Genomic DNA, 24,027 nt, shown 5'->3' with positions numbered 1-24,027 from the left:
ACCACGCTCTCACGCAAGCATTTCGCGAGTAGGGTCCGCCGTGAGGGCGTGGTGATCTTGATCTAGACGTGGCGGGCTAGGTCGCCAGTTCGTACGAGGTGCTTCGGCCGCTCGAGTCGGAGCGGCGTAGGACTCCGAGGGTGATGAGTTCGTTGATGTCGCGGAGGGCGGAGGGTTGGGACGTTTTCGTGATGATTGCCCATTTTCGGGTAGTCAGTTTTCCGTCGAAACCGTCCAGGACTCGGTTGAGCATATCGATCTGGCGGGGGTTCATCGCGGTCGAATGCCAGGTGCGCCAGAAGGTGGATTTCGTGAGGGCAGCGTCGATTGTGTTGTCGGCGGCGTTGATCGACTGGTGTAAGGCGTCGAGGAACCAGAGCAGCCAGGCGGTGACGTCGAGATTGCCTCGTTGAGCGCTTTCGAGGACGGCGTAGTAATTTTTGCGGTCGCGCTGGATCTGGGCGGACAGGCTGTAGAAGCGGCGGGGGCTGTTTTCGGCACGGGCGAGGGCGAGATCGCCTATGGCGCGGGCGATTCGGCCGCCGGCAATCGCTGCACTGCCAACCTCCGATGCGGGCGTTGTCGCCCTGAACCGGACTTGGACGGTTGATCATCACGCTCTCAGCGTGGTGTTTCGCGCGTGCGGCCACGGTGAGAGCGTGGTGATCTTGAACTAGGTGGGATGGTCATCTGGTGGGTTGGTCGTCGGCGCCGAATTCTTGGTGGTAGCGCTGGGCTCGGGTGAGCATTCGGCGGATGCCGGCGACCATGCGGTCGGCGGGGAGGGGTTCGGCGATGATGGGGTCGCCGGTTTTTACGTAGTAGCGGCCGTCGGGGTAGTCCATCCACCAGAAGGTGCGGGCGGGGGTGGGGCGGGCGTCTATGGCGGGGCCGGAGTGGGCGGAGATTTCGCCGAAGGCTTGGCGGGGGCGGTGGAAGATGCGGTTGAGTTGGTCGGCGGAGCTCAGGCGGCCTGCTCGGTATTCGAAGTGGTCTTCTTCTTCGGCGAGTTGGTCTCGACGGACTTCGATCGGGGGTTTGGTGCCCGGTTTGGTGCGGGGGAGGGCGGCGACGGCGAGGGCGGCCACCTGGTCGGGGGTGCAGTAGGTGAGGGTGACGTCGGCGCCGGTGCCTTCGTCCGCGCCCGGTGCCTGGGTCAGGGTGGCGCCTTGTTCGCCGCGGATCGCGCCGTGGAAACGGATGATGGACGAGTTCTCTTGGCCTACATGGCCTTTGGATTCGACTCTGGCTTCGGGGTCGAGCAGGACCATCAGGGCGCGTTCGACCGCGGGGTCGTACTTGCGGAGCAGACTTTCCACGGCCTGTTCGCGGTGCTGCTTCAGATCCTCGAAATCGGCTATGTCGGTGCGGTATTGGAGGGGATAGGGGAGGCGATCGCGGCCGTAACCGGACCACAGGATCTCGAACTCGATGCCGGTGAATTCAGCTCGATGCACTGTCGTCGTCTCCGCCGATTACGGGGGGCACGGTCCTGAGGTCGTGGATGCCGAGCAACAGGTCGCTGTTTTCCTGGGTGATCAGGTAGTCGGGGATGCCCTTGGAACGGTCCTCGTCGGAGTTGCCGCGGCCTGCGCCGGGGGCGCCCATGCCGCCCATTCCTGGTGCGCCGCGGCCTGATCCGGCGCTGCCTGCGCGGTTTCCGGCGGCTGCGGCGGCTGCTGCCGCGGGGGACTGGGTGCCGGGGACGGCTTTGCCGGGGGTTGCGGCGCCGGCGCCGCGTGGCGTGCCGCCGCCTGGGCTGCCGCCGCCGGGCCTGCCGACACCGGGGCTGCCGACACCCGGGCTACCTGCGCCTGGAGTTCCCGCGCCGGGCGTTGTTGCGCCAGGGCTCGTTGGTGTGGTGGCCGTGGGTGTGGTGGATTGCGGTGTTGTGCTTTGGGGTGTGGTGGCGCCGGGGTCGGTGGAAGTCGGTGTGGCGGAGGAGGGTTCGGTGGCGGGCTGGCCGGTTGCGGTGCCGTCGCCCGGTGTGCCCGTCGGCTGGCCGGTGTTGCCGCCGGTCGAACCGCCTTGGCTGCCACCGGTATTCGTGTCGCCGTTGGTGCCGGGACCACCCTTGTCGCCGGTGATGGTCGGGGCGGTCGGGAGGAAAGGGACGCCGGTGTCGGTTTGGCTGGCGACCTGGCCGTAGACGGTGCGCAGGATTCGCCGCGCTTCCTCGGTGGCCTCGGTGCGGTTGTGGTCGTCGACTTTCATGACGCCGTCGTCAGGCAGGGACTTGTTGGTGATGTTGGCGCGTTCGGTGAGGCCGGGCATCAGGGCCTGGGTCTGTTCGATTCCGGTGCGCATCTCCATCAGTTTCCAACTGATCGCCGTTGCGGCCTGGGAGAGCGGGATGGATTTCTCCGCGTAGTTGCTCACCGCCTGCACCGCGGCGTCGGCCGCCGCACCTGTCCAGCCGCCGTGGCCGTTCTGGCCGGTGATGGTGCGCGCGAACTGCTGGTTGAACCCGACGAACGTGCCCATCAGCGCGCCACCGATATTTCCCCACGCGGTCACCGCGTCGTCGACCAGTTGCGGTTTCATCGCTGCCACCGCTGCCTGCATCTGTTCCAGTGTCATGGTGTCGAAATTGTCGGGCGTGGTGATGTGCGGTGGTTGGGTGTCGCTGCCGAAGATCGTGGAGTATTTGCCGGCGTCCTGATGGGCGTAGATCTTGGACCGTTCGGCGTTCCACTGCTCCTGCGCGGCGATCACCTTCGCTTTGTAATCCTCGTACGTCACCCGGGTTCTCCCATCGCGGCGATCCTGGCGGCGGCCGCTTCGTCCTGGGCGACGAAGTTCGCAATCGCCTTGGCGACAACCTCTTTCGCGGTTTTGACGGCCTCGATGTGCTTTTTGAGGACTTCGTCCAACGGGCGATCGCCTCCCGATGCGGTCAGGGAGAACTTCCGCTCCAGCGTCAGACTCGAGTTGAACGAGCCGAAGCCGGAGATATTGCGGACCTGGAGAACTTGGGCGAAGACCTCTTCAAGACGATCTAGGTGGTCATCGCACACCCTGTCCAGATCCTTGCCGGTTTCGGGATCGAGCGAGAGTTGACCGGCTTCTGCCTGGACCAAGAGGCGATTCCACTCGCCAGGATCGATGCTCAACAACATTTGCTCGCCTCTCAGTTCGCAGGGAGGTATTGGGCGAAGCTGTCGGTAAGGCTGCGTACTTCTGGGCATGGGGCGGGTGGCGAGGATGCACTGACGCGGTTCAGCAGGCTGAACATGACCGACCCGTTCGGGACTTCAACGACCACAGCGCAACTCAAGTCGTAGGTGGCTCCGGTCGGCCGTAGCTGGAGGGCGGTGTGCGACCCCACGGTCGTCTCGGTGAAGTCGGTGAAATCCGTCCGCGCCCTGGACTCGGCGAGTGTGTGCTCCGACGACAGCATCGAGAACGAGTACTGCTTGGCCGAGTCCTGCCACGTGCACGTCTTCCAGCCGGTGAAATCGACCCCCGCGACCTCGTTCTTCCGACTGCCCACGTTCAGCCCAACCCCACTGACAGCCGAATCCGGCACAGAACACGGATCCCACACCTTCGCCTCGGGATCCACCGAAGTAGGACTCGCCGCCACACTCACCACACTCGTCGGCGCAGCAGCCGTCCCCTTCTCCCCACCCCCGCACCCCGCGACAGCCAACCCCACCGCCACGACAACCCCGACCATCCGCGCCGCACTACCTCGAACTGCCATACCTTCGTCCCTCCCACAGAACCGGTGCTCGCTCATGACGTCCACGCTCCCGAGATCGTAGTCACGCTGATGTGCATCGCGAAAGCTCATGCACTACTCCGCCGTGCAGGGTGCGGACGAGTACAGCGTGAACTCGATCTCGCCGCGCACGGTCGTGTTCTGGCTGCTGTACACGGCGAACCCTCGCGAATCGCGATACACCCTGCTCGCCGGGTCGGCACCGGGCATCCCTGCCTGCCGGGTAAAACCGCGTGCTGTCATCGCTTCGAGGTTCGCCAACGCCTGGTCGATGTACTCCTGCGACGGGTTCCGTTGAACCTCTTGGTAATTCGGCGTCCACGGTGGACCGTAGCTCTTCAGCGTTTCCGGGTCGGTGCGGCATCCGTTGCCCAACTGCACCGAGCTGACATCGACAGAGCGTGTTTTCGGCGAGATCAGCTCGAAGTTGTCGGCGACGATCTGGGTGGCCTCGGGAACTCGTAGGTCCGAGGCGGTCGCGAGGCGGTCGTTCGACGGGCCCTCGGTGATGAACGCCGAGCAACTCGGCAGGATCAGGATCGCGCCGATAAGCAGAATTGTTCTCATTTGACGTCGATCCGTGTGCCCAGTTGCGGATTGTCGGTGATGCGCGGGTTCGCGTAGGGGTTTTCGACCCCGAACAGTTCCTTCTCGGTGGTGGCCCAGCCGGCGTCGAACGCTTCCCTGCCGCCGTTGCCGTTGTCGCCCAAACCGACATCCACCCACTCGGTTTCGATCCCGCGTTCCACGTATGCGGTCGCATCTGTTCCGGCGATGACGCCGACGATGTTCTGGAACGCGGTCGACGTGGGGTCGTCCCAGTATTTGCCGTGTCCGTCGGAGCCGAAGACCACCTCGCCAACGATGTGGCCGTCGATGTTCTTGCCGTAGAACCCGGTATCGAGCCGGGTCACTCCCGGTACCTCATCGGGATCGCCACCGAGAACTTCCGACGCGTGCGGATTTCCGGGGAGGTGAATCCCACCGGGAATGGTCAGCCCGCCCTCCGGATAGGACTGCACCACACCGATCAGATCGCCTGGCGCGGTCATGGAATAGCGCTGAACATTCGCGTTCGGATTGTTCCACCCACCGTCGAACACACCGGTTCCCGCCGACGAGGCGTGCAGCACACGGTCGGCCCGCAGGCCCAACTGCTCGGCCGACCCCACGATCGAACCGCCATAGGAATGGCCCACATAGGAAACCGGTGTTCCCGGTGCCGACGCCGCGACCTCCCGATCGATCTCGCGACCGAAGTCGACAAGTCGAGGCGCCATATCTGCCGCGAAACCAGGGCTCGGCGCACCATCGGAGAGACCGGTCAGACTCTGCGGGAAGTCGCCCTCCATATAGAGAAAAATCGGGCCGTTCGTCTGGTCGGCGAGATTCCAGGCCGCCACATGGTTGGACCCCGAACCGTTGAGATTGGTGCTGGTGCCGGGCACATAGACGCCGACACCCGGTGCACCCGACTTCATATCGCCGACCATCTCGATCATTCGACCATTGCCCTCGGTGCTGAACATGACGAATTTACGGTCGACCATATCCAGTCGCGGTGTCGCCTCGGGGCCGGTCGACGCGGGCGGTTCGTCGCGAACGCCCGCACCCTCAGGATTCGGAATAGGCGACAACATCGCCTCCAACTGCTTGACCCGTGACTCATCCCGATTCGGCTTGGCCTTCTCCTGCGTCAGCGCATTGCGAATATTGATCTCATTGGCGTCGATCCGCATCACGAACGGCACCCCGTTCAAATTCCCCACCTTCTCCGGCGCCGCGATCACCACCTGACGTTGCGCTTCCGCACTCAAACCGGCCAGGAAGACAGCCCGCTCGTCCGGCGACATCGCCGCCAACTGGATCGCCACCGCGTCCGGGTCGCGGATCGAACCGTCGGCGAGGGTGATGTCGGGTTGACCGTCGCGCATCGCGCCGAGGTCGCCGACGGACTCGCGCAGACGAGCGCCGAACAGGCTGTCGAGGCGTTCGATTTCGTCCAACCCGCTGAACAGGTTGAGCTGGAAAACCCCTGCGGCGCCTTCCTTTTCGGGGTCGGAGTGGGTGACCCTGCCGTCGTCGGCGACCGTGAAGCCCTGGATGACGGCCAGGTTCCTCTGGTCCAGCACATAGGTTTTCGCGTGTTTCAAGCCCGCGCAGGCGTCGGCGGCATCGTCGGCGATGCGCAACAACACCGTGCGCACTTCGTACCCGTGGTCGACTTCCTCGTCGATGCGTCGTGCGGCCGCGTCCTTGGTCTGCCCGTGCCAACTACCGGCCGCGGAGACTGCGCGCGAGCAGTCGTCGACCGAACTCGACACAGCATCGGCATTGGCGCGGGCGGCTTCGGCGGCGCGGTGCAGCCCGTCGAGATTCCAGGTGTCCAGTTGCGGGATCGTGGGGCGCATCAGCGGGTACCCAGCTTCCCGATTTCGGCGGCGGTCTCGGCGTCGCGAGCCTGGATATCGGCGGAGAACTTGTCGACCAGGTCGGCCAGCGTGCCGTACCGCGCCGCGATGGAGTCCATCGCCTGTCGTGCCGGATCGGCCAGCCCACGCACCGCGGCCAGCACATCACTGCTCTCGCCTGCGGCCTCGCTCGTGGTCGACCAGCTCAGTCCGCTGACTTCGCCCGCCTCCCGACGCCAGGTCGTGGCCATGGTCTTCAACTGGTCGGGCTCCACGCCCAGAGTCGCGCTCACGATGTCCCCTCCTCCGATGCCGAGACGGGCCGACGGCCCCTACGTCATGGTTGGACGGGGCTCGCGCAGCGAAGGTTCCATCATGTGAGGTGAGTCACACCGATGCGGGCTCGTCGGACGAGGCGGCGGCGCGGGAGTGCGCGCAGTCGGTGCAGGTGCCGAAGATCTCGAGGGTGTGGCTGACCTCGGTGAATCCGTGGTCGGATGCGATCGTCTCGGCCCACGCCTCGACGGTGGGGCCCTCGACCTCGACCGTGCGTCCGCAATGCCGGCAGACCAGGTGGTGATGGTGGCCGCTCGAGCACTGGCGGTAGACCGATTCGCCGGTGTCGGTGCGCAGCACGTCGACCATGCTCGCGTCGGCCAGCGACTGCAGGGTGCGATAGACCGTGGTCAGGCCGATGTTCTCGCCGCGTTTGCGCAGTTCGTCGTGCAGTTCCTGCGCCGAACGGAACTCGTCGATGTCGCTGAGCAACGCCGAGATCGCGCTGCGCTGACGGGTGCTGCGGATTCCGACTTGCTTGGCGGAGTTGTTGTCTGCCAACGGTTTACCCTTCCTCGGCATGGGCGATGGCATCGACCACGATGTGCGCCAGATGATCGTCGACCAGCTCGTAGAGCACCTCGCGACCCGACCGTTCGCCGTGCACGACGCCCGCCGATTTGAGAATGCGCAAATGCTGGCTGACCAGCGGCTGCGTGACGCCCAGCGCGTCGACCAGCTCGTGCACGCAGCGCGGCGACTCACGCAACTGCAGCACGATGGCGATGCGCACCGGCGCGGCCAGTGCGCGCAGCAGCTCGCCCGCCTCCTCGAGCACCGTGCGCGCGGGCACGACGGCGGGGGCGGGGGAGTGGTACGGGGTGTGCGGATGCGCGGGCGCGGCCTCGGTCGTCATGAACCAACTCCTTAATGGAAACAGATTCCATTTTGATATGCATAATTGCGCATGTCAAATGACGCGCCGCGCGGACATCTCGGCTGCTGCAAACCCACTGGACGCGTCCCGATACGCTGGACCCACTGACGTTCGGTGGACCGCGTGCGGACCGCCGAACATTTCCGACTCGCAGTGGATGGAGAAATCTCGCGTGGCACCCAAGTCGAAGGTGGACACCGTTGCCAACCTCGCCAAGCGCCGGGGTCTGGTCTACCCGTGCGGTGAGATCTACGGAGGCACCAAATCGGCGTGGGACTACGGTCCACTCGGCGTCGAACTCAAGGACAACATCAAGCGGCAGTGGTGGCGCACCATGGTCACCAGCCGCGACGATGTCGTAGGCCTGGACTCCTCGGTGATCCTGCCGCGCCAGGTCTGGGAAGCATCGGGCCACGTGGCCACCTTCTCCGACCCGCTGGTCGAGTCGCTGCACACGCACAAGCGTTACCGCGCAGACCATCTCATCGAGGCCTACGAAGCCAAGCACGGCCACCCGCCGGCCAACGGCCTGGCCGACATCAACGATCCCGACACCGGCCAGCCCGGCAAGTGGACCGAACCGCGCAACTTCTCGGGCCTGCTCAAGACCTACCTGGGCCCGGTCGACGACGAAGAGGGCATGCACTACCTGCGCCCGGAAACCGCGCAGGGCATCTTCGTCAACTTCAAGAACGTGCAGGAGACCGCGCGCAAGAAGCCGCCGTTCGGCATCGCCCAGATCGGCAAGAGCTTCCGCAACGAGATCACCCCCGGCAACTTCATCTTCCGCACGCGCGAGTTCGAGCAGATGGAGATGGAGTTCTTCGTCAAGCCCGGCGAAGACGTGGAGTGGCACAAGTACTGGATCGACGCGCGGCTGTCCTGGTACACCGACCTGGGCATCGACCCGGAGAACCTGCGCCTGTTCGAGCACCCGAAGGAAAAGCTGTCGCACTACTCGGCGGGCACCACCGACATCGAGTACCGCTTCCGCTTCCAGGGCAGCGAATGGGGCGAGCTCGAGGGCATCGCCAACCGCACCGACTACGACCTCAAGACGCACTCGGAGCACTCCAACGTCGACCTGAGCTACCGCGACCAGGCCTCGGGCGAGCGGTACACGCCGTACGTCATCGAGCCGGCCGCCGGTCTGACCCGTTCGCTGATGGCGTTCCTGGTCGACGCGTACACCGTGGACCAGGTGCCCACCGCCAAGGGCACCACCGAGGAGCGCATCAGCCTGCGTCTTGACCCGCGCCTGGCACCGGTCAAGGCCGCGGTGCTGCCGCTGTCGCGCAACGCCGACCTGACCCCCAAGGCCAAGGACCTCGCCGCCCAGCTGCGCCGCAACTGGAACGTGGAGTTCGACGACGCGGGCGCGATCGGCCGTCGCTACCGTCGTCAGGACGAGATCGGTACGCCGTTCTGCATCACGGTCGACTTCGACACCCTCGACGACCACGCGGTCACCATCCGCGAGCGCGACTCGATGGCCCAGGAACGCATCGCCCTGGACAAGGTCGAGTCGTACCTGGCAGCGCGCCTCATCGGCGCCTGATTTCCCGGCTGTGAAGAGCCCGTACCGGTCACTCGGTACGGGCTCTTTCGTGTCAGCGGTCTGGACGGTTGATCACCAGGCTCTGACGCAAACATCGGCCGAGAAGGAAAATCCCGGAGAGCCTGGTGATCTTGATCGAGCTGCGTTGATCACAGTGCATAGCTGACGGTTTGCGTTGGCGGGTCGCTTGCCTCACGATTTTCGTTGTGCTGTGGGAACCGGAAGACGTGGTGCGGGTGCTCGACCCGTCGGAGCAACGATTTGTTCGGCATGCCACGTACACCGGGCGGTCGGTGACGGTGCGCGGGGAAGTCGACGCGGCGGCGCTGGGGGCGGCGTTCGCGGCGTTGCAGCGGGCGTTTCCGATTCTGGTGTGCCGGATCGTCGAGGACGACGACGAGAACGGGATTCTGTTGCGGCCCGGGCACATCGAGGCCGTGGGGGCGTGGGTGAGTTTCGGGGATCCCGACGTGGTGCCGATTCCGGCCGAGTCGGTGGATCCCGGTGATCAGCTGGCCTATCTGGATGTGGTTCTGGCCGAAGAGGATCGGGCTCGGGTGACGTTGTTCGTGCATCACAGCGTTGCTGATGCGGGGCACTGTGTCGAGCTGTTCTCGCGGTTGTGGGAGTTCTATACCGAGTACGCGGAGACCGGGTCCATCGTGATCCCGACGGAGGCGGACTATTCGGATGCCGGCGGGACGAAGGCGGGGACCGGTGCGATAAACAGTCCGGCTCACGGACGGGCTCGGTCGGAATATCCGGTGTCGCTGGAGGCGTTGTTGGCGGAGCGGGGGATCGGGCGTGGGGAGCGGTCGGGGCTCGAGTTGGTGACCCGTCCGCTTGCTGTCGCCGAACAGCCCGCGACCGAGCGAACCGAACCCGCGCAGCCGACGCTGGCTCGGCCCGAGCGTGTTCAGCTGGATCCGGTCGCTACCGCGCGGGTGCTCGAGATAGCACGCGCGCACGCGGTGAGTGTGAACGGGTTGGTCACTGCTGCGGTGTTGCGGGCGTATGCCGAACTGTCCGGCGCGGACCAGGTTTCGTGCGTGTACCCGGTCGATCTGCGCAGGCGATTAGACCCGCCGGTGGCCGCGGAGGCGGGCACCAACTTGGCGGGCCTGGCCGCTTACGTCGCGGACGCCGCCGACACCGAGGATCTGGTCGGGCTCGCCCGTCGGATCGGCACCAGCCTGCACAACGACCTGGCCGACGGGGTGATCGAACAGTCCGTGCTGCACTTCCCGGACTTCTACGGCCCGCATCGAATCCACAGCACGTCGGGTCACATCGCGGTGACCAACACCGGAACGGTGCCCACCTTCCGCGCGCCCGCCGGCCTGATCCTCGATGACTACGAGATCGTGTACCTGTCCGCGCACCCCCGCCCGTCGACGGGGGCGTCCGCGGCCGTCACCTTCCTCGTGTACACCTACCTCGGCAGGTTGACCATCGGCCGACTCGGCGGCGGCGCACTCGCGTCCGAACTGTTGGACGCGGTGGCCGCTGAGTTGAGCTGGTCACCAGCAGGCCAGGAAGCCGCGACCGCTTAACGCCGCGCGACGGGCTGCTGCAGTTCGGTCACCCAGCCGTTGGGGTCGGGCGTCCACGTCAGGGTGACCTCGCGGCAGGGGGCGTCGGCGCTATAACCGTTGTCCTTCACCCAGCGTTCCAGCGCTTCCCACGCCAACCCGATCCCGCTCACATTCCCGTGAAAGACCGAGGCCGCCACCTGGTCGAGCGCGGGCAGTTCGACGATCGAAAAGTCCGGTGCCGCATCGGGTTCCACGTCCACGGGCACGCACGCGTGCACGCCCACGGTCCCGTCGTCGCGCCGTTCGTACCAGGCGATCGCCGGGCCCGCGATCGGAATCCCGGCCTTCTCCAGTCGATCCGACAGGTCGCTGAACAGCGGCCCGATCACGGGACTGATCGCGTGTGGTCCGAACCCCGCAGCCCAACTGGACATTTCGGCCACGCGAACCGCTGGCACCGACTTGATCGTTACATCCTCGGACATGACGCCTCCTGATTAGTTGGTAAAGGCTGAATGCTCGGCACTACAAGCTTTTTCGAAGATCGGACACATTGATCCCGCGTCAGAATCGGCCGCCGCGGCTGACTCGACGCGAGCCCGACGACCCGCCATAAGAACCCGGCCGATAGCCCCCGCCCCGCGAACCGCCGCCCCGCGAACCGCCCATCGCGCCACGCAGAACCTCGTTCAGCAGAATCCCACCCAGCACCGCCCCGGTCTGCGAGCCACCCCCGCCGGTCATCGGCTGGCGCGATTCCCACGCCCGCACGCTGGCCTGCGCCTGCTGCAGCGCCCGCCCACCCAGATCCGCGGCCGTCTGTGCGCTGACCAGTGCGCGTGCGGGGTCGCTCTCGGCCAGCGAACGTGCCTCGTCGAGGTGACGTTGCGCTTCCGATAACCGGGTGCGCGATTCCGCGTCGACACCGCCGCGGCGAGTGGTGATGAACGAGGACGCGGCGTCGATGCGAGTGGTGGCGTCGGTGAGCGTGCGATCGAGTCGGCGTCGCAAATCCTCCACGGCCAGTTTGCGATCCGAGGCCGCGGCGATGGCTCGGTCCAGCTCGGCATCGGCGGTGACCGCGTTGTGGAACGCGCCCAGCGGATCGCTGTCCGCGTTCGTGGCATTCAGGGCAGCAGTGGCGGACGTGACCGCTGCGGCCAGATCAGGCCCGCCGAATTCGGTGAGACCGGCGGCCGAGGTGAGGTCGGCGCGCAGTTCGTCGAGGGCAGCGGGCAAACCATCGCGGGCCTGCTGGATATTGGTCGCCGCCTGGTCGACCGCATCGAGCAAGGTTTTGGCTTGACCGATGGCGCCCTCCGCCGCACGGATCGCCGCAACCGCCGCCCCCTGCTGCCCGACCGGCTGAGCGAGTGCGGCATGCGCACTGTCGATGTTGTTCTCGGCGAAGGTTATTCGCTCCGTAGCCATTCGTACGTTGTCGTGAATCGGGGCGATCACCGACGGGGGATAGGTCGAATTGAGCCGCGCCAGTTCAGCTCCGGAATCCGGCATCCGGGCAGTCAGCTCGATGATGTCGCGCGTGAGACCGTCCAATCGAGCGGGCGCCCCGATCAGTAGATCGCGCATGGCGTCGAAATCGGTGACCTGCGCGTTGAGTTCGCGATCGGCCTTGCCGGTGGTCGCGATCAATTCGATGAGCATCGCGCGCTGCTGATCCGGCGTCTCCGGAATCGAATCGTCGAGTTGCTGGCGAATGGTGAACGCCTTCGCGGTGGCGGCACGAGCGGCATCGAGCGCTGATCGGAACGGGGTCACCGCGGTCTCACCGAATTCACTGGTAGCCAACGTCAATTCCTCGGCACTGGTACGCACCGCATCGTCGATCTCGACCAGTCGTTCCCGCGACAACGCCTGCAGCGTCGGCAACGAAAGACGAGCCAACGCACCGGAATCGGTCGGATCCAAGTCCCGTGCGGTAGCCAGCTCCGCACGATCGCGATCACCACGTCGCTTGCGCGAGAACAACATCAACCCACCGGCCACCACGATCACCCCGAGTCCGAGGAGAATCAGCACACCCCACGGCACGCTGCTGCCCTTCATCTCCGAACCGATCCCCTCGGCGGTAGCGACCGCGGCCTGCGCCCATTTCTGGTCGCGCAGAGCCGGTTCCACCGAACTCGCGAACACCGAGTCCATCTCCGAATCGGTCACGCCCTCGGGAAGGTTGCCGTCCAGCCAATACCCGCGATCGTCGATAGCCACCGCCAACAGCAGATCGCGTTCGCTGAACCCCGACAGCTCGAACGTGCGCGCGGACCAATCCCGCGCCGACAGCGACCCGAACGTGCGCACATAGATCACCCACAACTTGACCTGGTGATCGCGATACAGGGTGTCGACCGCATCGAGCACCCGTTGCTCGTCGCCCCCGTCGAGCACGTTCGCGGCATCGACCACCTGCGGCCCCATCCGCTGCGGCGGCTCGGCCACCGCAGCGGGCGCGCACAGCAGACTCAACACGGCGAACACCGCACAGAGCACGGAAACCGAACGTGGGGCCGAACGCGACAGCGGCATGTGTCGAATCTAACGGTCCCCACCGACACGAACACGACATCGCGGCGCGTGGCTTCTACGATCGACCCCATGGTCTCAGTCGATCGCCAGTACACCGGTCACGTCACCCCCGGCGGAAACGCCCAGCAGCTCGATGTCCCCGGTGCCCGGATCGTGAAGATGTCGGTGGGCCCGATGGACAACAACACCTACCTGATCCAGAGCACCGACACCGGCGCCACCGTGCTCATCGACGCCGCCAACGACGCCGAGAGCATCATCGAACTCACCGCGCTCGAAACCCCCGGCCAGGTCGAGCAGATCGTCACCACCCACCGCCACCCCGACCACTGGCAGGCATTGACCGAGGTCGCCAAGACCCTCGACGTGCCCACCGCCGCCCACACCCTCGACGCTGACCACATCCCGGTCCGCCCCGACCGCCGCATCGAAGACGGCGACACCATCGCCATCGGCGACCTGACCCTGCACGTCATCCACCTGCGCGGCCACACCCCGGGCTCGATCGCGCTGGCGCTGACCGACACCGAAGGCCACACCCACCTGTTCACCGGCGACTCGCTTTTCCCCGGTGGCGTAGGCAAAACCCACAGCCCCGCCGACTTCGACACCCTGCTGTCCGACGTCACCACGAAACTGTTCGACGCCTACCCCGACGACACCGTCGTGCACCCCGGCCACGGCGACGACACCACCCTCGGCGCCGACCGCGCGGACCTGCCCGAATGGCGTGCGCGCGGCTGGTGAATCAGCCCAACGTGGCCCTGGCTCGGCGCAGATCGATCCTGTCGCCGACCAGGGGAGTGCCTTCGGCGAGCAATAACGCCAAGGCCCCGCCGTCGTGGCAGGTCGCCGCCTTGCCGTCGGCATACACCACCCGCCACCACGGCACATCGTCACCGAGCACGCTCATGGCCCGCCCCACCTGCCGCGGCCCCGCGCCGATCTGCTTCCCGATGTCCCCGTAGGTGGCGACCCGACCGGCCGGAATCGATGTCACCACCTCGCGCACATGATCGACAACACTCATGGCAACTTCGTCAGCGCGCCGCCCTTATGCAGGGCGATATGGTCTGTTTTGTCGCTTTTGATCGAATACTGCGGATCGTCGGGTGAGCAGTGATGGGTGTACCCGTGGAAGTCCACGTCATGGGTGTGTTTGTCGATGATGACCCCCGACACGTGCCCCGCCTCGGAATTCCATCGAACATGGTCACCCACCGCGAATTGCTGTGCCATCTCGTCCTCTTCGACGTACGGACCCGCAAGGACAGCCCAGTGTAGTCGCGTCGCAGGGCACGTTCACCGGACCGGAACCCGGCGGTGACCGCAGACCACGCGACGCGTCGGACCGACCTGGCAGACTGACAAACGTGAAGTCGGGTTTCTCGCGAACGTCAGCGCCCGCCCCGGATGTCAGGCATCCGCGCGGGCTGGTTTCGACGGTCTCGGTGTGGTTCGTCCGGTTGATCGCGGGTGCGGTGCTGATGGGGTTGGTGCTGGTCGCCGGGACGGCGTTTCGGGTGTGGCAGGTCGCGCGGATCGACGACTACACGCCCGCGAACGCGATCGTGGTGCTGGGCGCGGCGCAATATTCGGGCACGCCGTCGTCGGTGTTCGAGGCGCGGCTGTACCAGGCGTGGCGACTGTACGAGAACGGTGTCGCGCCCACGGTGATCACCGTCGGCGGCAAGCAGGAGGGCGACCTTTACACCGAAGCCGCTTCGGGCAAACAGTATTTGGAGGACAAGGGCGTTCCGAGCGAGAACATCATCGCCGTGGAAACCGGCTCCGACACCCTGCGCAGCATCGAAGCGGTCGCCGCGGCGATGCAGGAGCGCGACATGTCATCGGCCGTACTCGTCAGCGATCCGTGGCATTCACTGCGGACAAGGACGATGGCTCGCGATGCCGGCCTGCACGCGTGGACCGCACCCACTCGCACGGGGCCGGCCGTCTACACGAGGGAGTCGCAATTCCATGGCATCGCCCGCGAAACCGGTGCGCTGCTGTGGTATCAGCTCACTCATTTCTCGGCAGACTTCCCTTACGAGGCGGGACAGTGAGATGACCGAAACCTATACCGCGCACGACCAGGAACGCATGGTCCACGAGCCCGGCAAGACCGCGTGGCCCGGCGCCGCGGGCAAGGGGCACCGCAGCGAGTTCTCCCGCGATCGCGCCCGCGTGCTGCACTGCGCGGCGTTGCGTCGACTGGCCGACAAAACCCAGGTCATGGGCCCGCGCGAAGGTGACACCCCGCGCACCCGGCTGACCCATTCGCTCGAAGTCGCCCAGATCGGCCGCAGCATCGCCGACGGTGTCGGTGCCGATCCCGACCTGGTCGACCTGGCCGGGCTGGCCCACGACATCGGCCACCCGCCCTACGGTCACAACGGCGAACGCGCGCTGGACGAATTCGCCGACGCGTACGGCGGTTTCGAAGGCAACGCCCAGAACCTGCGCATCCTGACCGGCCTGGAACCCAAGATCCTCGACGCCGACGGAAACAGCTTCGGGCTCAACCTGACTCGCGCCGCCCTGGACGCGACCCTCAAATACCCGTGGGGCAGAAGCGGTTCCGGCACCAAATTCGGCGCCTACGAGGACGATCTCGAACGTCTGGCATGGGTCCGCAAGGACGCGCCCGACCGCAAGCAGAGCCTGGAATGCCAGATCATGGACTGGTCCGACGACGTCGCCTACTCGGTGCACGACGTGGAGGACGGCGTGATCGTGGGCCGCATCGACCTGCGCGCACTGGCCGACCCCAGCGAACAGGCGGCGCTTGCCGAACAGGGCCACGGCCAGCACCCCGACCAGTCGATCGACGCGCTGGCCGCCGCCGCGCAGCGACTGTCCGAGCTCGACATCGTGGCCGACGCGGTGCACTACGACGGCAGCTTCGCCTCCTCGGTGGCGCTGAAACGCCTCACCAGCGAACTGGTCGGCCGCTTCGCCACCGCCGCCATCTCGGCCACCCACGAACGCTACGGCGAGGTCCCGCTGCGCCGCTACGAAGCCGACCTGATCGTGCCGCCGGTCGTGGCCGCCGAGGTCGCCGTGCTCAAGACCATGGCCCTGCGCTACGTGCGCTCCGACCGTGGCCACCTGGCCCGTCAGCAGACCCAGCGCGAACGCGTGCAGGCCGTGGCCGACCGCCTGCTCACCACCGCGCCCGCCCACCTGGACGACCAGATGCTGCCCTGGTTCAACGCCGCCACCACCGAGGCCGCCCGCGTGCGCGTGGTGACCGACCAGATCGCCTCCTACACCGAGAGCCGCTTCGAACGGGTCGCCGCCTCGCTGGACTGCCGCTGAGCAGACCCGACTAGACTCGCTCACCGTGGCCGGACGAATCCCAGATCGCGATATCGCGGCGATCCGTGAACGTGTCCGGATCGAAGATGTAGTCGGTGAGTATGTGGCGCTCAAGCGCGCGGGTGCCGACTCGATCAAAGGTCTGTGCCCGTTCCACGACGAGAAATCGCCGTCGTTCCACGTGCGACCCAACCACGGGCTTTTCCACTGCTTCGGCTGCGGTGAGGGCGGCGACGTCTACAAGTTCCTGCAGCAGATGGAACACATCGGTTTCGTCGAGGCCGTCGAGCAGATGGCCGACCGCATCGGCTACCAGATCAACTACGAGGGCGGCGGCACCTCGGTGCAGCGCGACCGCGGCACCCGCTCCCGGCTGGTCGCCGCGAACGCCGCCGCGCAGGAGTTCTACGCGGCATTACTGCACGAGCCCGAGGCCGAAACCGCCCGCAAATACCTGACCGACCGCAATTTCGACGCCGCGTCCTGGCAGCAGTTCGGTTGCGGTTACGCGCCCGCGGGGTGGGACGGGCTCACAAAACACTTGCAGCGCTTGGGTTTCGAGTTCAAGGAGCTGGAAGCGGCCGGGCTGTCCAAGCAGGGCAAGCGCGGTCCGATCGACCGGTTCCATCGGCGGCTGCTGTGGCCGATCCGCAATCTCGGCGGCGAGGTGATCGGGTTCGGCGCGCGCAAACTGTTCGACGACGACACCATGCCCGGCAAGTACGTGAACACCCCGGAGACGTTGCTGTACAAGAAGTCTCAGGTGCTGTTCGGTCTCGACCACGCCAAGCGTGACATCTCCAAGGGGCACCAGGCGGTGGTCGTCGAGGGGTACACCGACGTCATGGCCATGCACCTGGCCGGGGTGAAAACCGCAGTTGCGTCCTGCGGCACCGCTTTTGGTGAAGAGCACATGCAGGTGTTGCGCAGGCTTCTGATGGACGACAACTTCTGGCGCGGCGAGATCATCTACACCTTCGACGGTGACGCCGCCGGTCAAGCCGCCGCTCTGAAGGCTTTCAGTGGCGATCAGCGACTGGCCGGACAGACCTATATCGCCATCGCGCCCGACGGTCAGGACCCGTGCGAGCTGCGTCAGCGCTCCGGCGACAGTGCCGTACGCGATCTGGTCGCGCGTCGAACTCCGTTGTACGAGTTCGTGATTCGTGGACTGCTCGCCGAACACAATCTCGACGATGTCGAGGGCCGTGTCGAAGCGTTGCGTCGCACGGTGCCCGTGGTGGCCCAGATCAAGGACAACGCCACCCGCAAGGGGTACGCGACCAAACTGGCCGGTTGGGTCGGCTGGGACGACATCCAGCTGGTCGTGCGCCGGGTCGGTGAGGAAGCCAAGAAGAACCGGATGGGCGGCAACACTGCCACGCCGCTGAAAACCGGCGCATCGGCTGCCCCCGCCCCCCGCGTGGAGGAAAGCTCCTCGGTGCGCCCCGCCCCCAACGACCCGGTCCTGTACGCGCAACGCCAATCCCTCAGCGCCGCACTGCAATACCCCGGCATCGCGGGCGTAGCCTTCGACGCCATCGACGCCGCCGCGTTCACCCACCCCGCCTACGTGGCCGTGCGCATCATGATCGCCCAAGCAGGCGGCACCGCAGCGGGCCTGAGCGGCGCCGAATGGGTAGCCGCCGTGGCCGACCACACCGACGACCTGATGATCCGCGCCCTGGTCTCCGAACTGGCCAACGAACAACTGCCCGTCCGCACCCAGAACGACACCCCCCGCTTCATCACCGGCATCCTCGCCCGCACCCAGGAAGCCTGGGTAGGCCGCCAGATAGCCGAGCTCAAATCCAAGCTGCAGCGACTCTCCGCCAGCGAGGAACCCGAGGCCTACATGACGCTGTTCGGCGACCTGGTGGCGCTGGAGCAGTACCGCAAGAGCCTTGCTGCGCAGGCTATGGGGAACGAAGGGTACGCGGCGGGGGCCTGAGCGGATGGATCGTGCTCACCGAAGAATGGTCAGACCGAAGGAATCGCGGCGCATACCGGTCGCCGTGTCTGCCCTCCTCGTCGCCGGTGCGGCAGGCTTTTTCTGGCTGCAATGCGTGTACATCGTGCTCCATTCCCGACTGTCCACCGATCCGCTGACAGACCCCCACGGCTACCAACTATTGTTCGGCACTGTTCTCTCGGTGCCCACCGCAGCGGTAGTCGCGGTTTCCGCGCCGTTCATCGTCGCCCCAGGCGCGAGCCGAGCCCGACTGATCAGGATCATGGTGGCGCTGCTGGTAGTCATTACGGCGCTGCCTTTGGTAGCGCTGCTGACGGCATGAACCGACGCGAACGGCCGAGATAGCGTCGAGCTGTTGATGTTCGCAGTGTCGCGGATAGTTGCTGTGAGGGGCTGACGGCGCTCGCTGCCTACCGATCCAACGGCCTGATCAGCTTTGTGCCTCGTCGGTGGGTGGGTTCGGCTCGGGGCGCTCGCGCTCGGTCTTGTGGCTCGCCCTCGAGGCTCGCCAACTCTCTATCAATCGCTCGGCTGACTCGGCGCAGATCTCTTCGTGAGACTCGTCTGTTCCGGGCGTGAAGCGCTGCAGGTACTCGGTGGAACCCCATTCGAAGTCCCTGCCAAGCGCTTCGTCGGTCGGCGCAGGTTGGGTGGCGGTTCGGCGCACAAGCCCGGTGACCCGCCGCGCACGCTGACCATCAGGGTGGCCTCTCTCGTCATCGATCAATGCGAAGTAGCGCACTGCGGGTTCGTGACTGTCCGGCATTTTTACTGTCCTTCAACGGGTTCGAGACTATTGACCCAACAGGACGAACGAATAGGGAATGCGCACGCCCCGCCGTGATCATCCTGAAGTCGGCGGTGGAAGTCCTGACAACCCCGCTCAGTGATGCTGCTGGCCCCGACAAACAGGGCACCGCCCGGGCAGCGGCCCCTGCCAGCGGCAATTGCTGGCAGCGATCTCATCGCCGAGGCTACGATGGTCCCTATGTCCCGCCTCGATCGCATCACCTCTGATCCGCAGATCTGCCATGGTCAGCCGGTCGTGCGCGGGCTACGGATCCCAGTGCAGAACATCCTGGAAATGATGGCTTCGGGCATGAGCGCCGAGGAAATCCTCGACGACTATCGGTGAAGGCAAGCTGTATCTGTGCGCGATCAAGGACGTGTTCTCGAACCGGATCGTGGGCTACTCGATCGACTCGCGAATGAAGGCCCGCCTCGCTGTCGATGCACTTGGCTCAGCGGTGGCCAGGCGCGGCGCGGCCGGTGACCACGTCGCTGGTTGTGTTGTTCACAGCGATCGTGGGTCGCAATTTCGATCGCGAAAGTTCGTGCGGGCCTTGAACAAACACGCGATCGTCGGATCGATGGGCCTGGTTGGCGCGTGCGGGGACAACGCCGCAATGCAGTCATTCTTCGCGTTGCTGCAAAAGAATGTTCTCGATCGTCGGCCGTGGGCAACTCGTGAGGAGTTGCGGATCGCGATCGTGACCTGGATCGAGCGGACCTACCACCGTTGTCGACGTCAGACTCGGCTCGGCAAATTGACCCCCATCGAATACGAGACCATCATGACCCCAGCAGCCCCTTCGGGCTGCCTGACCGCTGTCACCGGATCGTGCAGCAGTCCCGTTCCTGGTCATGTATCCCTCTGAGCTGCCGCGGCAAGCTCATCCGACTCGCCGTCGCAGACAGGTGTCTTGTGAGTCTCGGCCGATGATGGCCTCCCAATGTCATAGCAACCGAACAAGATATGCTCTGCCACAGGAGCGTTCGTCGGCCGTGGGTGGCGAGCAGCGGGGGCCTATAAGGCGAAAGATCGCTTGCTGCAGCCAGGACGGTCGCAAAACAGCTGACAAGCCTGTGCGACGACCCCGCTGCCCGGGCGCGGGTAGAGGTATTCGAGGTATCGGACTGTCGCTATAGGTGCTGACTGTCTCGCAGATAAGCCTTCAGGCTCACAGCGGCAATTCAGGTGCGGTGGGCCGGATTCCGGTGTTCATCGTTGTGGGTCTGACTCCGGCTCAGTTTGGGGGTGGTGTTCCTCGGGCATCGAGGCCGCTGCCGTTCCAATGCATCTCGACGGAGAAGTAGGTGGCGTCTGAGCAGGCGTTGCAGGTGCCAGGGACCTTGTACAGGAGGGCGACCGTGTCATCTGTTGTCTGCTGGAAGTCCAGCGAAGTGAATCCATGAGACTCGGGAGTGGCGGTGCCGAGGAATACACCCTTGCGGAAGAGGAGGACTTGATCAGGGGAGCTGCCTGTCGCCCCATCGATAGTGACGACTACCGCGGAAAGCGGTTTGCAGGGGTCGTAGTTTCCCTCAAAGGTGCGAGGATCCCTGGACCATGAGGCACGAGTGGTTGGCTCGATTGGCAGCATTGTGATTGCAGCGTTGATGAGCGGGGACCATAGGTCGGTGCCGCAGGTGGCCGCGACTATGTCGAACTCCCAGGCTAGGGCCTCGGTCGGTGGGCTCTGGCACGCGACGATGATTCCGGTAGAGGCGCGGCGCCCAACCGTGGGGGAGGAACAATGCCACTCGGATGTCCCGGCGTGCTCTGCATTTCCGGACCTGGGGAGGTGGCCGTATTCGTACTCTGCGTGGATACGTTTCGCACGCTCGCAGTCGACGTCCCCCCGCCGGCTGACGACATCGGCGATCCCGACCCCCGGGACCTCGATTGGGCACGAAGTCTCTGCGGGTGCCCAGCTTTTCGGCTGGGCCGCGATTGTCATGACGTTGGTGGCGACCAGGTAGTCGCCAGTGCCGTCACTGTGATACAGATTTCCACGCCGACATGCGGTCGGATCGATCTCGCAGCTGGGTGAGCGGAGCTGGATCGCCTCGCCACTACCTAGGTAGCGGGTCATGCGGGCTGCGGGTGCGCCATGCTCCGGTATCCACCGCAAGGAGTCCTCATCGAGTGTCCAGAGAGCGGGTTCTCGGTACAAGTTCGGATCAGGATCGCGTGTGGGTGAGATCTGGACGGTAGGTCGACTTTCGCCGACTTCCTGAGCTTCTCCGGTGCATCTCCGCTCGGTGAAGGTGGCGTGGAAGCGTCCGTCTGGACCTGACCAGACGTCGTCAAGCCGGAGTGCGCTCTGGCGGTCGGTGCCGAAGCCAAGGGGTCCGGCAGTGGAGACATCGGTCATGCGCGGTGAACCGTCGCCGACGATGAATGAGATCAACGGACGGGAATCGCACCTGCCGCTGCTGTTTGGTGCGTCTCCGCCATATAGGAACTTTTCGCCCATCCGTTCACCAGAAGGTGCTGTTGCGGAATGGGTTACGAGTGTCCGGGGAATCGTCTCGATCAGGCTCTGCGTGTAGGTCGGGGTCGAAATGAAGCTAAGTCGCGACATGTACGACCCCGGCGAGGTCTGGGTTGTCAGCAGTCGAAAATTGCTGCCGGATTCCAGGCTGGTCGTGACTGGGTCGCCGACATCGATCTTCACCCCCGGCGCTGGGGCCGCCAGGTCGAACCGCATGAACCCCGTTTGCCGCCCGAGGTGCGTCTGAGTTGCGACGATCGAATTGCGTTCGAAGGGGATAAGTTCCGTGCATCCAGTGCACGGTAGGCGTTGTTCTGCACCAGAGTTCGCGTCAATGTAGACAAGCTCTCTACTTTCGGCGTACGCCTGCGGAGGATTCGAAACGAATGCAACAAAGTCGCCGCTGTTGGTCCATGCGACCGGGTCGTCGTGACGGAAGACGCCAAAAGCGGTTGCCAGTACGGCGCCATCTCGGATCACGACGAACTGGCTGGGCGTGGCATACGAAAATCCGCGTGATTCACCAGCTGGGATCATCCACCTAGGAATGGACGCATCGGAGACAACGCTCACCAAAGTGGCCAGAACGATTAGAATGGACATCGCCACGCCGATTAACCGCCGGATCATTTCACCGCAGTCCGAGGGTCATGGCGTACCCACATCCGGGAATGGTCCGGTATGTACATGGCCTCATATCCGGAGTAGGGATTCTCGACCGTCTTCGGTTCAGCGAGGCCGGTGACCCGAAACGGTTGGCCGTGGAAGTCGATGTCCTGGTACACCGTCGAGTTCTTGCTGGCTACGAATGTTCGGATCTTGAAGGAGCAGCTGAAGTTCGTTACGAATGCCCCGATTGTGAAGGACTGGCCTTGGCCCGGCTCCAGTGTGACGGTGTTCTTCTCGAAATAATCTGGCCCGGAGGGGCGGAAGCCGTCTGCCGTGTAGTACATCTCCTGGAAGATGCCGTCCGCAGCATCGAGATCGACGCCCAGCAAGATATTGGATTCTGGGCCACCGCCTTCAGCGGGCGGGCGAAAATACGTCCCGCGAAGTGGCTTGTCGCACTCCTTGACCGCCGTCATTCTGATGATGCGGATGGGTTCGTTCCATGTGTTTACCACCGTCAGACTTGTCGTCCCACGGGAGACTGGCGTTGCGGTGTTGTCTTCTTGCCAGCGGTGCAACGCATCGGAGTTGATGACTTCATAGTTGAACGTTGCGAGGCCCGCGGCGTCAAGGTCCAATGCAGCGGGAAGTGCGAACCTGCCCACGCTTGCTCCGCTGCGTAGTGGTGTCGTCACGGTCACCGTCAGGGGAGCGGCCTCGGCGGTGGCTGGGTCTCCTGAAATCGTACGAAACCCTGGTTCCGGTGGCGTCTGGTACATGGACGTTGGTGGGGTAGACGCCGGGGTCATCGCGTTCACTCCACCGACGATCGCCGAACATAGCAGTGCCGTGCTGATCGCGAGCACGAGGTACGCGATTCGCTTCGACTTGGGTCGGATTTCGGTGGGCTGATCCGATCCAACGTTGGGACTGTTGGGCAATGCGGTCTCAGCGGCAACCGGATGGGGGATTCCGTGGACTTCCCGGCCTACGCGCTGCCACTCGGCTAGCTCGTCAGCGGACACTCCGCAGAGCGACAGGAACAACTCGAGTCGTCCATCGTCTTCGCTGAAGATCCGGTGGCCGTGCTCCATGTCCGAAATGAGGGTCCTATTGAGCGCGCCGCGGCCTAGCTTCTCCAAGGCCCGGGTTGATAGGTCCGCAGCGGCGCGCGCCGAGCACAATGCTTCGCCGAACTGCTTCTGCGAGGTGATGCCCGACAGCCTATTCCGGGCAGCATCCGACGCGTCGTTGTCCATCTCTTCCCCCACACCCCCACCGACTGATCAAGTCCTGACGCCGGAGTCACTATAGCTTGCGACCGGACGACGTGTCCGATGTCTGTCCGAGGCCGGACAACAGGCTCTGACCTGCGTGAAGTAACTCGTGCCTGTCTGGCCCTGTCGGACAGTTGCCGCGGCTTGCAAGCCTTCTTCCATCAGGTTTCACCTCGAAGATCACGAGCATTGGATGGAAATGAACGACTGGATCGAGCTTGTTTGTGGTGGATCGGCGCAACTCCTTGCGGCGATCATCGCGCTGATCACGACGGTTGTCCGTGCGGCAGTGGGGAAGCGGAGGCTATCGCCGCCGCGCACGTCGGGAGTCCAACCAAGTCGGCGACTGAGGCGTCGCACGTCAGGTAACCGGCATCGGCGCCCACGTTCGTAGTCGCTGCCGTTCGGTCGACGACAGCCAGGACTAGGCGATACCGTTGCGCGGCGCGGTCTACATGAAGCAACGAATAGCGGTGGCCATGGGACCGACCGTCGGACTTGCGCTACGCACGGCGAGATGTCGCGGCCACCGCCTCGATGTGAACAGGGTGTCCGCAATAGGTCTCGTTGCCTTCCGGCACAGGC

At 65.0% G+C, this 24,027-nt stretch carries 25 protein-coding genes and 1 pseudogene; 10 read left to right on the top strand and 16 right to left on the bottom strand.

Annotation, left to right across the window (positions count from 1 at the left end):
• The first annotated feature begins 409 nt into the window (after positions 1–409).
• Positions 410–610, top strand: coding sequence for a hypothetical protein (locus tag ACFWVD_RS22850; RefSeq protein ID WP_379245917.1), 201 nt, complete (start codon positions 410–412; stop codon positions 608–610).
• A gap of 76 nt (positions 611–686) precedes the next feature.
• Here ACFWVD_RS22850 and ACFWVD_RS22845 read toward each other — a convergent pair whose 3' ends face one another.
• The 9 genes from ACFWVD_RS22845 to ACFWVD_RS22805 all read right to left on the bottom strand — a co-directional run bounded on the left by ACFWVD_RS22845 (position 687) and on the right by ACFWVD_RS22805 (position 7,327).
• A complete protein-coding gene (locus ACFWVD_RS22845; protein WP_379245915.1) occupies positions 687–1,457 on the bottom strand; it encodes an ESX secretion-associated protein EspG in 771 nt (256 codons plus the stop codon).
• Positions 1,444–2,742 carry a hypothetical protein gene (locus ACFWVD_RS22840; protein WP_379245913.1) on the bottom strand — a complete coding sequence of 433 codons (1,299 nt, stop codon included), beginning with the start codon at positions 2,740–2,742 and terminating at the stop codon, positions 1,444–1,446. The genes ACFWVD_RS22845 and ACFWVD_RS22840 overlap by 14 nt, the downstream gene beginning before the upstream one ends.
• On the bottom strand, positions 2,739–3,119 hold the full coding sequence (locus ACFWVD_RS22835; protein ID WP_379245911.1) for a hypothetical protein: 381 nt from the start codon (positions 3,117–3,119) through the stop codon (positions 2,739–2,741). The genes ACFWVD_RS22840 and ACFWVD_RS22835 overlap by 4 nt, the downstream gene beginning before the upstream one ends.
• Before the next feature lie 11 nt (positions 3,120–3,130).
• Positions 3,131–3,706: a DUF3558 domain-containing protein gene (locus tag ACFWVD_RS22830; protein ID WP_379245909.1), complete on the bottom strand. Its 576-nt coding sequence runs from the start codon at positions 3,704–3,706 to the stop codon at positions 3,131–3,133.
• A gap of 93 nt (positions 3,707–3,799) precedes the next feature.
• Positions 3,800–4,291 (bottom strand): hypothetical protein, encoded by a 492-nt coding sequence (locus ACFWVD_RS22825; protein ID WP_379245907.1) that lies wholly within the window; start codon positions 4,289–4,291, stop codon positions 3,800–3,802.
• Positions 4,288–6,135, bottom strand: a complete 1,848-nt coding sequence (locus ACFWVD_RS22820) for a hypothetical protein (RefSeq protein WP_379245905.1) — start codon at positions 6,133–6,135, stop codon at positions 4,288–4,290. Before ACFWVD_RS22820 ends, ACFWVD_RS22825 begins: the two co-directional genes overlap by 4 nt.
• Positions 6,135–6,428 (bottom strand): hypothetical protein, encoded by a 294-nt coding sequence (locus ACFWVD_RS22815; protein WP_379245903.1) that lies wholly within the window; start codon positions 6,426–6,428, stop codon positions 6,135–6,137. The genes ACFWVD_RS22820 and ACFWVD_RS22815 overlap by 1 nt, the downstream gene beginning before the upstream one ends.
• A 94-nt stretch (positions 6,429–6,522) precedes the next feature.
• Complete coding sequence (locus ACFWVD_RS22810) at positions 6,523–6,993, bottom strand: Fur family transcriptional regulator (protein WP_379245901.1); 471 nt, start codon at positions 6,991–6,993, stop codon at positions 6,523–6,525.
• Positions 6,977–7,327 (bottom strand): ArsR/SmtB family transcription factor, encoded by a 351-nt coding sequence (locus ACFWVD_RS22805; protein ID WP_379245899.1) that lies wholly within the window; start codon positions 7,325–7,327, stop codon positions 6,977–6,979. Before ACFWVD_RS22805 ends, ACFWVD_RS22810 begins: the two co-directional genes overlap by 17 nt.
• A gap of 178 nt (positions 7,328–7,505) precedes the next feature.
• On the opposite strand from ACFWVD_RS22805, the gene ACFWVD_RS22800 reads away from it, so the two are divergent.
• Both ACFWVD_RS22800 and ACFWVD_RS22795 read left to right on the top strand, forming a co-directional pair.
• Positions 7,506–8,906, top strand: coding sequence for a glycine--tRNA ligase (locus ACFWVD_RS22800; protein WP_379245897.1), 1,401 nt, complete (start codon positions 7,506–7,508; stop codon positions 8,904–8,906).
• Positions 8,907–9,112: 206 nt separating this feature from the next.
• Positions 9,113–10,459 (top strand): acyltransferase, encoded by a 1,347-nt coding sequence (locus ACFWVD_RS22795; RefSeq protein ID WP_379245895.1) that lies wholly within the window; start codon positions 9,113–9,115, stop codon positions 10,457–10,459.
• Here ACFWVD_RS22795 and ACFWVD_RS22790 read toward each other — a convergent pair.
• On the bottom strand, positions 10,456–10,926 hold the full coding sequence (locus ACFWVD_RS22790) for a GyrI-like domain-containing protein (RefSeq protein ID WP_379245893.1): 471 nt from the start codon (positions 10,924–10,926) through the stop codon (positions 10,456–10,458). The genes ACFWVD_RS22795 and ACFWVD_RS22790 overlap by 4 nt on opposite strands.
• Before the next feature lie 79 nt (positions 10,927–11,005).
• Positions 11,006–12,985: a TPM domain-containing protein gene (locus ACFWVD_RS22785; RefSeq protein ID WP_379245891.1), complete on the bottom strand. Its 1,980-nt coding sequence runs from the start codon at positions 12,983–12,985 to the stop codon at positions 11,006–11,008.
• 69 nt (positions 12,986–13,054) lie between these two features.
• Here ACFWVD_RS22785 and ACFWVD_RS22780 point away from each other — a divergent pair, with 69 nt between their 5' ends.
• Positions 13,055–13,732: an MBL fold metallo-hydrolase gene (locus ACFWVD_RS22780; protein WP_379245889.1), complete on the top strand. Its 678-nt coding sequence runs from the start codon at positions 13,055–13,057 to the stop codon at positions 13,730–13,732.
• A gap of 1 nt (position 13,733) precedes the next feature.
• Here the strand turns inward: ACFWVD_RS22780 and ACFWVD_RS22775 are convergent, their stop codons facing one another.
• Together ACFWVD_RS22775 and ACFWVD_RS22770 are read right to left on the bottom strand one after the other, a co-directional pair.
• Positions 13,734–14,015 (bottom strand): MGMT family protein, encoded by a 282-nt coding sequence (locus ACFWVD_RS22775; protein ID WP_379245887.1) that lies wholly within the window; start codon positions 14,013–14,015, stop codon positions 13,734–13,736.
• A complete protein-coding gene (locus ACFWVD_RS22770; protein ID WP_379245885.1) occupies positions 14,012–14,224 on the bottom strand; it encodes a DUF2945 domain-containing protein in 213 nt (70 codons plus the stop codon). The genes ACFWVD_RS22775 and ACFWVD_RS22770 overlap by 4 nt, the downstream gene beginning before the upstream one ends.
• Positions 14,225–14,472: 248 nt before the next feature.
• On the opposite strand from ACFWVD_RS22770, the gene ACFWVD_RS22765 reads away from it, so the two are divergent.
• Genes ACFWVD_RS22765 through ACFWVD_RS22750 form a run of 4 tightly spaced genes read left to right on the top strand, consistent with a single transcriptional unit; the run spans position 14,473 to position 18,600 of the window.
• Entirely contained in the window at positions 14,473–15,051 is a 579-nt protein-coding gene (locus tag ACFWVD_RS22765) for a YdcF family protein (protein WP_379246084.1), read from the top strand.
• Position 15,052: 1 nt separating this feature from the next.
• On the top strand, positions 15,053–16,306 hold the full coding sequence (locus ACFWVD_RS22760; RefSeq protein WP_379245883.1) for a deoxyguanosinetriphosphate triphosphohydrolase: 1,254 nt from the start codon (positions 15,053–15,055) through the stop codon (positions 16,304–16,306).
• 25 nt (positions 16,307–16,331) lie between these two features.
• Entirely contained in the window at positions 16,332–18,257 is a 1,926-nt protein-coding gene (gene dnaG / locus ACFWVD_RS22755; RefSeq protein ID WP_379245881.1) for a DNA primase, read from the top strand.
• Positions 18,258–18,282: 25 nt separating this feature from the next.
• Positions 18,283–18,600 carry a hypothetical protein gene (locus tag ACFWVD_RS22750; protein WP_379245879.1) on the top strand — a complete coding sequence of 106 codons (318 nt, stop codon included), beginning with the start codon at positions 18,283–18,285 and terminating at the stop codon, positions 18,598–18,600.
• Between the two features lie 108 nt (positions 18,601–18,708).
• Here ACFWVD_RS22750 and ACFWVD_RS22745 read toward each other — a convergent pair whose 3' ends face one another.
• Positions 18,709–19,044: a hypothetical protein gene (locus ACFWVD_RS22745; protein ID WP_379245878.1), complete on the bottom strand. Its 336-nt coding sequence runs from the start codon at positions 19,042–19,044 to the stop codon at positions 18,709–18,711.
• Between the two features lie 123 nt (positions 19,045–19,167).
• Between ACFWVD_RS22745 and ACFWVD_RS22740 the strand changes: the two genes are divergently transcribed.
• Positions 19,168–19,413, top strand: a complete 246-nt coding sequence (locus tag ACFWVD_RS22740; protein WP_379246082.1) for a DUF433 domain-containing protein — start codon at positions 19,168–19,170, stop codon at positions 19,411–19,413.
• Positions 19,412–19,936, top strand: a pseudogene (locus ACFWVD_RS22735) (transposase); the annotation flags it as partial. The gene ACFWVD_RS22740 and the pseudogene ACFWVD_RS22735, both read left to right, overlap by 2 nt.
• 369 nt (positions 19,937–20,305) lie before the next feature.
• On the opposite strand, the gene ACFWVD_RS22730 reads toward ACFWVD_RS22735, so the two are convergent.
• Positions 20,306–22,159, bottom strand: a complete 1,854-nt coding sequence (locus tag ACFWVD_RS22730) for an LppP/LprE family lipoprotein (protein ID WP_379245876.1) — start codon at positions 22,157–22,159, stop codon at positions 20,306–20,308.
• A 23-nt stretch (positions 22,160–22,182) separates the two neighbouring features.
• Entirely contained in the window at positions 22,183–23,424 is a 1,242-nt protein-coding gene (locus ACFWVD_RS22725; protein WP_379245874.1) for a hypothetical protein, read from the bottom strand.
• Positions 23,425–24,027 lie beyond the last annotated feature (603 nt).

The organism is Nocardia sp. NPDC058666 (assembly GCF_042714895.1).
Taxonomy (GTDB): Bacteria; Actinomycetota; Actinomycetes; order Mycobacteriales; family Mycobacteriaceae; genus Nocardia.
This window is presented reverse-complemented; position numbering and strand designations above follow the sequence as displayed.